Genomic DNA, 8,340 nt, shown 5'->3' on the forward strand with positions numbered 1-8,340 from the left:
GGGTAAATGGGACGATTTAACTGTTAGCTTTAAAATTGCACTAAGAGGAAAAATATATGCTAAAGCGAATATATATTGATAACTTTCGCGGCTTGGTAAATTTTGAGATGAATTTTGACTCGATTAACCTGTTTCTTGGTGGTAACGGAGCAGGTAAATCAACTGTATTTGAAGTCTTACGGAAAATTCAAATTTTCATAAGTGGTGGCGAAAAAGTAGAAGAGATTTTTAAATCTGATGACTGTACTCGCTGGCAGACTTTACAAATTCAGCGTTTTGAACTAGAAATTACTGGCAATAATGGTCGTTATAAATATGAATTTGCTATTAGACATAATCAAGAAAAAAGCCATATTGAATATGAACGCTTATGGTTTAATAATCAAATTTTATTGAAAGTAGAGAAAAATCAATTTCAACTATCTCAAGAAAATGAGAAAACAATCAGATCGCCTATTAATGAATCGCAATTTTCCATCCTATCTTTTTTTGCAGGAAATTCAAAGCTTAATTGGTTCCGAAATCGCATTGAGCGATTTATTATTGTCCAAATTATTCCTAGTTTGATGGTTGATGGTAGTGAACATGAAGAAATACAATTGACTTATAGAATGGAGAACTTTGTTTCTTGGTATCGATACATTTCCCAAGATCAGGGTAAAGTTGCTGAACTGATAGACGTTCTAAAAAATATATTAGATGGTTTTGTAAGTTTTAAATTTGAAAAATTCGGTGAAAAGTATCGAATTCTAAAATTACGATTTTCGACAGATGAAGATAGAAAAAAAATTATTGATTATCGTTTTAGTGAATTATCCGATGGTCAAAAAGTGGTAATTGCTTTGTACACCATTCTCTATTGCACTGAATCTGAAGATTATACACTTTGCATTGATGAGCCAGAAAGTTTTTTAGCTCTGCCGGAAATTCAACCTTGGCTAATTCAACTTTATGATTTCTGTATTGACGCAAAAATACAAGCTTTGCTAATCTCCCATCATCCTGTATTAATTAATTATCTTCTAGCTTCACCAATAGGTTATTGGTTTGAGCGTCAAAGTAATGCACCTGCACGAGTAAAACTAATTAGTAATGAAGAAACTCAAAATTCTGGATTACCAATTTCAGAACTGATTGCACGGGGCTGGCTGTATGACCCAGAATAGAGTACAGATAGTAATTTTGTGTGAGGATCTACAACAGCAAGTTTTTGCATACCATTTTTTAAAAAAGCGAGGCTTTAATATAGATCCAAAAAACCTCACAATTAGGACTTCTCCAAAAGGTAAAGGTGCAGGAGAGCAGTTTGTTAGAAACCATTATGCAGCAGAGGTTAAAGCATACCGGAGAAAAAACTATCGTTCAGGAATGCTAGTAGTGTTGATTGATGCAGATACTACGACAGTCAGGGCAACACTGAGAGAATTAGATAATGCACTTATAGAAGATTCACAGGAACTTCGTAAGCCTGATGAGAAAATAGCAATCTTCGTGCCAAAAAGAAATATCGAAACTTGGATACATTATTTACGAACAGGAGAAGTTGTTGAAGAAGAAGGAGAAAAATCCAAATATCCAAAATATCTTAAAAATGAGGCAATTTGCAAACCTGGTGTTGAACAATTAGCAAACCAGTGTTCTCAAGGGAGTTTAGATGAAAATCCACCGCCATCTCTTCAGGCAGCTTGTGAAGAGTTACAAAGAATTTTGCCGTTGCTGGAGTAAATCATGAATGCTAGTAGCTTAACTATTAAAGAACTCACAGATGCAGTAGGTGGCGGTTTAACTCCGCGCATGGTGCGACATTACCATCAATTAGGACTGTTACCGCAACCAGTGCGATCGCACAGCAATTACCGTTTATACACCAAAAAAGATGTTCTGCGGTTGCAAAGGATTGTTGCACTCAAGCAGCAAGGGTTTCAGCTGAACCATATCCGCAATATTTTAGAGGTGGAACCAGAAGCTGACACAACTGTTAACCTCATGGGGCAACTCCAGCAGCAATATCGGGCGGTGATGCAACAAATTTCGCAACTACGCCAAACAGCATCAGCACTAGAAGGATTATTGGGGCGCGATCGCCATTGTCAAATTATGCAGGCGGAAGTTTTGGCACAACTTAAGTTACTGGATGTCGAAACTCAAGCCGGATTGGGGGGATTGGAAAATCTCTGGAGTGGCTTAGATGCCGAAATTCATACCCACTCGGAAGCTTTTTCAGAATCGTTACAACGCTTATTACCAGATTTGTCTCAGCGTTCGGAAATTGAACAACATTTAATTTCTCAGTTGGTTTTGGCTTGTGGCGATGTCAGTTTAGTATCCTTTATCAAGTTGAGTCGAGGTGCGATCGCAGCTAGTCGAGAAGCTTTATCTTCAAGCTGTCAAATTGTTGTCGATACCCAAACGGTTGCTGCTGCTTTAGATCAAACCCGATTACTTCACTTGGGATGCCACATTGAAACCTTAATTGATAATCCCCACATCACCACCGCCACAGAAGCCGAAGTTGCTTTTTGGCAACATCGAGAATGGCGAGAAAAATTGCTGCAAGTAAATCAGGGTTGTGTATTGGTAATTGGTTATGCTCCCTCAGTACTTGTAGAAGTTTGCGAAGCGATCGCTAATCAAAAAATTCAGCCTGCATTAGTAATTGGAATGCCCATTGGCTTTAGTCATGCTCCCGCAGCCAAGCGACAACTGATGCAACAAGAGATACCTTTTATTACAGTTGCAGGAACTTTGGGAGGTGGCGCTTTAGCTGCTACAGCTTTAAATGCTTTAGTGGAGTCACTCATTGATAAGCCAGATTGTCATTGTTATCTCAAAAATATAGTAGATTCTTCTGAGTGCTGAAAAATAAGTACTCATTTTAGACATAAAAATACTCAGTACTCAGCACTACTGAAAATAATATTGTTAAATAATATTGAATTTGCTACACTTTACCAGTTTTAGTAATTCAATAATTCATAATTGTTACCATAAACTGCCAAGTTAGTATAAGTTGCAATCTAAATTAGAACATTTTATAGTAAACAGACTCTGGTAGTTAGAGTATAAATTATCATGCTATACAATCTCAATCAAAGTATAGATCAATACAAGTGCGCTGAAGGAACTTAGAAGTAAAGATAACTCAGATGTATAATTGGCGCGTCTCCTCCATAATCTTTAACAAGGTTGTGATTTAAGACTGGTAGGCTTTCTATTTTTTACTTTAATTAAGGGCTTATGTGGCAACAAGAAAAAAAAGATACTTCGATAATCAGGCTGATACTATGGGTTGCCTTAGCTACAACTCCTATGGCAGCAGGTTTGCTGGTGTCAGAACCCATACTGGCGCAATCTAAAACTGAGTCTCCTTCGTTTGCAGTGCCGCAAACAGTTCAGAATGGGACAACAGTTCGGATTGATGGTTCAAGTGGCTTGAGTCCAATCAACCAAAGCCTGAAAGAGAATTTTGAAAAACAGTTTTCGGGTGCAAAAGTTGATGTTGCCGCTAATGGCACTGATACGGCACTCAAAGAGTTGCTAGATGGCAAAATCGACATCGTAGCAATGGGGCGTGGATTGACACCAGCAGAAAAAGCCAAAGGATTAGAGCAAGTTCGCTTGCACCGTGAGAAGATTGCGATCGTGGTTAGCGCAGATAATCCTTTCAAAGGCAGCTTAACTAGTAAGCAATTTGCCCGGATTTTCCGGGGACAAATTACAAATTGGTCACAAGTGGGAGGCCCATCAGCAAAGATTCGGTTAATCGATCACCCTAGTACAAGTGAGACTCGCAATACTTTTCGCACTTATCCAGCCTTCAAGAGTGCTGAATTTGCTACAGGGCCAGATGCTACCCAACTAACTGATGAAAATACCACAGAAATTATCAAACAACTGGGCAAAGACGGCATCAGCTATGTGTTAGCTAATCAGGTGTCAAAGCTGCAAAATGTGCGAGTTTTGCAGTTAAATCAAGTCTTGCCAGAAGATGCAAAATATCCCTTCTCGCAACCTTTAGTTTACGTTTACAAAAAAAATCCCAGCGTCAGCATAGTAGATTTTCTTGGCTTTACTCTTGCACCGCTAGGACAGAAAGCTATAGAACAAGCTAGAACGACGGAAGCTACTACTGTTGCAGCCAACATCACACAACCTTTTGTCTCCTCTACTCCCAGCGCCCAAGCAACACCTGCTGTTATAGCTTCCCCTAGTGCCAGTGCCTCTGCATTTAGCGAACAGCCTTTTGTCGATCCTGCTACTGCACAAAATAGTCCGGCTGGAAACAAGGAAGCACCATTTTGGTTGCTCCTACCTTTGTTTTTTACTACTGTAGCTGGAGCCTTATTATGGTGGGTTCTGGGAAAACGCCCATCGCCTAGCGATCAAACAGACAAGTTACCAGAATCAAATCCTCATCTACCTAGTACATCACCTAGTACAGAAGATGGAGAAATGGCGTTACTCAATGCCAGCACCGCTCCCTCCATTAACGGAACGATGCTTGTAGAGCAGCCATTACCACATTTCCAAGAGCAAGAAACCCCCGATCGCACTTCTTTCAATATCTATGCTCAAACAGAATCTGACCTGAGTGAAAATGGTACTCAAGGCACAGCCAATTTAGTACAAGAGGCAAGCAATGGTACTTCTAATCTCTATGAAGGTACAACTTCTGCTGTAACTAATGGTTCGGGAGGTTCGGGAGGTTCGGGAGCCGCAGCTTTAACTGGTGGCGCAGCTTTAGTAACGGGCATAGGGGCAACTACATGGTCTGCCTTTACCAACAAAGAAACAGAAACAAATCCAACTGATGAAACGGTTGAGCTAAATCATTATACGGGGACAAACACTCCTAATTCTGATGATACTGCATGGGATATAGAAGCCCCAGCAGCTGTAGTAAATACTCCCTATCCTCATCTGGGTAATATTCCAGAAGAAATATCTGATGTGCAACTGCCTTCATCAGAAGTGACAGCCCCACTGCCAGAATTACCAGATGCGCCAGAAGTAACATCTAATTTGGGATATTGGGACACAGAAATTAGTGAAGATGAGATAGATGAGGAACTTCAGGCAGAATTGAACTGGTTAGAAAGTATCACTTCAACTGAAGATACAGCTTCAGTAGATGAATTGCCTTTCCCAGAGTATGGCAAAGTGGAACCTTCACCGTTACCAATCACCTCAACTGAAAATACAGCTTCAGTAGATGAATTGCCTTTCCCAGAATATGGCAAAGTGGAACCTTCACTGATCGATTTACCAGAATTGTCAGAAGAAGATTTATTCAATGTCGTAGCAGATGAAGCCGAACCTCCGATCGATGTAGTAAACGAAGAATCTCAAACAGAGCCAACTGTTGAAGAAGGTGCTGCTAAAAATGACTCCATAGATTTTGCAGACGTTGCGGCTTTAGCAGCAGGTGCAGGGATTGGAGCCTGGGCGATCAATCTTGCATCAGATACCCAAGGAGAAGCTAATACCACGGTTGACAATGCACCAATTGCAGCCGAAACAGCTATTAATTTGGTAAATGCAGAAGATGAGAGCAGTATTTTGCTCACACCGCATACTTCTACATTGGCTCATGTCTCTTGGGAAATTTCTGAAACCAAGAAAGCTGCATTGCTTCAACAGGGCGGCTCTCAATTAGTTGTGCGGCTTTATGATGTGACTGGCATTGACTTGAGTTATCAAAGTCCGCACCTTGTAAAACAGTATGAATCTGAAGAGACAGCACACGATCGCTTGTTAGAGATTCCCGTCAACGATCGCGATTATGTAGCTGAAATTGGTTATCTTGCTGATGGCGATCGCTGGTTATTCATTGCCCGTTCAGCAGTTATTCGTTTCTTCAGCCCTGTGCATCCAGATCCAATAGTTGATAATGTAGCGATGCCTGCGGCGGGCTACGCCAACGCGGATGCAACAGATATTCAATTCGTGGACGTAGAAGAAGAGAGCAATATTTTGCTCACACCCTATACTTCTACATCGGCTCATGTCACTTGGGAGATATCCGAAACCAAGAAAGCAGCACTACGTCAACAGGGCGGCTCTAAATTAGTTGTGCGGCTGTATGATGTTACAGGCGTTGACTTGAGTTATCAAAGTCCCCACCTTGTCAAGCAATATGAATCTGAAGAGACAGCACACGACGGACTAGTGGATATTCCCGTCAACGATCGCGATTACATAGCTGAAATTGGTTATCTTGCTGATGGCGATCGCTGGTTATTGATTGCCCATTCAGCAGTTGTTCGTTTCTTCAGCCCGGTGCTTCCAGATCCAATCGTTGATGATATAGCTATCACGGGTGAAACGGATATTGACTGGGATTTAGAAGAAGAGATTGGGGAAGAAGAAAATAGCATTATCCTCACACCTCGTACTTCCCAATGGGCTGATGTTTCTTGGCAGATATCTGAAACTAAGAAAGCAGAATTGCAACAACAGGGCGGCTCTAAATTAGTTGTGCGGCTGTATGATGTCACAGGCATTGATTTGAGTTATCAAAGTCCTCAGTTTGTCCAGCAGTATGAATGTGACGAGACAGCAAACGATCGTTTTGTAGAAATTCCCATCAGCGATCGCGATTACATAGCTGAAATCGGCTATGTCGCTGATGGCGGCCGTTTGTTATTCATTGCCCATTCTGCGATCGTTCATGTCTTCAGTCCCGTTCATACAGATTCCCCTGTTGAAGATGTAGCGTTAGCGGGCGAAACAGCGATTAACTTTGAAGATGTAGCGATAGCGGGCGAAACAGCCGTTAACTTGGTAAATGTAGAAGAAGAGAGTAGTGAAGAAGAAAGCAAAATACTGCTCACAGCCCGTACTCCCAAATGGGCTTATGTCTCTTGGCACATTTCCCCGACTCAGAACGAAGCACTGCATCAACAGGGCGGCTCACAATTGGTAGTGCGGCTCTATGATGTAACTGGCATTGACTTGAGTTATCAAAGTCCTCAACTTATCCAGCAGTATGAATGTGAAGAGGTAGCCCGCGATCGCTTCGTGGCGATTCCCGTTAGCGATCGCGACTATATGGTTGAAATTGGTTACATAGCTGATAGCGATGCCTCCGGCGATAAACTACGTTGGTTACTCATCGCCCGTTCACCTAACCTTCGCGTTTTCAGTCGTTCCCACGAAGATTTTTGGTTTGTGGCGGATGCAGAGTTAATTATTCACGGAGCAACCCAACCAAATACAAACGTCAACATTAGTGGACATCCCGTCAAAGTCAAACCCGATGGTACTTTCCACCTACGTCTCCCCTTTTCAGATGGTTTAATGGACTATCTCATCACAGTCGCGGCTGATGGAGAATCCACTAAAACCATCCATAAAAAGTTCTCTCAGGAAACTTCAGAGAACTAGTAATTAAGCTAAATTATCCCTTTTTAGCCTACGGTTTCTATTACCCCCCTTAATCCCCCCAATATATTGGGGGGAGACAGGAAATCCGGTTCCCTCCCCAATACATACGGGGAGGGTTAGGGTGGGGTAAAACCTTGCATGATAGAAATTATTCGTCCTAGCTTTTGCTTGCGGAAAATACCAAAATGAGAAAGCAAACTGGGGTTTGAATAAGTCAAAGGTCATTTTACTTGCGGAAAATACCAAAATGAGAAAGCAAACTGGGGTTTGAATAAGTCAAAGGTCATTTTACTTGCGGAAAACACCAAAATGAGAAAGCAAACTGGGGTTTGAATAAGTCAAAGGTCATTTTACTTGCGGAAAACACCAAAAGGAATAAGTCAAATGACCTTTTGAGTAAGTCAAAGGTCATTTTGAGAAAGCATTTCAATATTTTGAGAAAGCAAACAGACATTTTTATAAACTAACGAGTAAATATACTAAAACTTCCGCACTTTACAAAGTACTTATCCTGTAAATTAACGTAAACAGATGGTTTCAGGTTTTTAGTTGATAGTAAATAGACCTGTGTCGTAGGGGCAATTCATGAATTGCCCCTACGACGGATCTGGTTTTTCCAATCATCTATACTTGGTCTTTTTTGTCAATGTGTAAGTCCTAATTAATATAAAAATTTAAGCGTTAAGCTGTCGTGCATTTAATTTGCACAGCTAGGGCGGGCAAGATGCCCACCCCACAAGAGATTTATTTTTTTGAGGATACAAATTAAAGTATTTTCAGCTTACCTAACCTTCCTTCTTTTTTATAGCGGTTCTCGGTTGAGTGAGATAGACCCGTAGGGGCACGGCAGTGCCCATTAGTGTCAACTTAAGCTAAAAGCTCTGTCCCACAGGCGTTTTACCCCCCTTAATCCCCCCTTATAAAGGGGGGAAATGATATTTCCGGTTCCCTCCC

Annotated in this window: 4 protein-coding genes; all 4 read left to right on the forward strand. The window is 41.2% G+C overall.

Annotation, left to right across the window (positions count from 1 at the left end; translation table 11 throughout):
• Positions 1 to 56: 56 nt before the first annotated feature.
• The 4 genes from V7K98_RS17125 to V7K98_RS17140 all read left to right on the forward strand — a co-directional run bounded on the left by V7K98_RS17125 (position 57) and on the right by V7K98_RS17140 (position 7,386).
• Entirely contained in the window at positions 57 to 1,166 is a 1,110-nt protein-coding gene (locus V7K98_RS17125; protein ID WP_335023840.1) for an AAA family ATPase, read from the forward strand.
• Positions 1,153 to 1,725, forward strand: coding sequence for a hypothetical protein (locus V7K98_RS17130; RefSeq protein WP_335023842.1), 573 nt, complete (start codon positions 1,153 to 1,155; stop codon positions 1,723 to 1,725). Before V7K98_RS17125 ends, V7K98_RS17130 begins: the two co-directional genes overlap by 14 nt.
• A 3-nt stretch (positions 1,726 to 1,728) precedes the next feature.
• A complete protein-coding gene (locus V7K98_RS17135; protein ID WP_335023844.1) occupies positions 1,729 to 2,859 on the forward strand; it encodes a precorrin-8X methylmutase in 1,131 nt (376 codons plus the stop codon).
• Between the two features lie 378 nt (positions 2,860 to 3,237).
• Positions 3,238 to 7,386 (forward strand): DUF4912 domain-containing protein, encoded by a 4,149-nt coding sequence (locus tag V7K98_RS17140; RefSeq protein WP_335023846.1) that lies wholly within the window; start codon positions 3,238 to 3,240, stop codon positions 7,384 to 7,386.
• Positions 7,387 to 8,340 lie beyond the last annotated feature (954 nt).

The organism is Nostoc sp. (assembly GCF_036917435.1).
In the GTDB taxonomy this organism is placed as follows: Bacteria; Cyanobacteriota; Cyanobacteriia; order Cyanobacteriales; family Nostocaceae; genus Nostoc.

What these genes read in the sequence shown, in the direction of transcription:
- V7K98_RS17125 (WP_335023840.1), top strand. Translation starts at nt 57, where the DNA reads ATGCTAAAGCGAATATATATTGATAACTTTCGCGGCTTGGTAAATTTT.
- V7K98_RS17130 (WP_335023842.1), top strand. Translation starts at nt 1,153, where the DNA reads ATGACCCAGAATAGAGTACAGATAGTAATTTTGTGTGAGGATCTACAA.
- V7K98_RS17135 (WP_335023844.1), top strand. Translation starts at nt 1,729, where the DNA reads ATGAATGCTAGTAGCTTAACTATTAAAGAACTCACAGATGCAGTAGGT.
- V7K98_RS17140 (WP_335023846.1), top strand. Translation starts at nt 3,238, where the DNA reads ATGTGGCAACAAGAAAAAAAAGATACTTCGATAATCAGGCTGATACTA.